This is a genomic window from Bordetella tumbae (assembly GCF_965139195.1).
Taxonomy (GTDB): domain Bacteria; phylum Pseudomonadota; class Gammaproteobacteria; order Burkholderiales; family Burkholderiaceae_B; genus Bordetella_A; species Bordetella_A tumbae.
The window spans coordinates 1-252 of the sequence record NZ_CBCSJH010000069.1; positions in this window are offsets into that span (position 1 = coordinate 1).

Sequence of the window (252 nt, forward strand, 5' to 3'; positions counted from 1 at the left end):
GGGGGCTCCNNGGGGCGGGNCCGGCGCCCTGCGCGCCGGACACCGTGTTCGCTCACCTCGTCCGCGCCTTCGCGCTCCCTCCGGTGTCCGCTCCACTCGACCACGAGGCGCCCCCACACGGCCACTGCCCCGCATCGACTCGCAGTAACTCAAACTCATCACATCGCTGGCACGGCTTTCTTGCTTGGCATTTTTCTGTATCGGCCTGGGTAAAGAGAAAGATCTTGCAGGGCTGNGNTTCGCGTGTGCCCT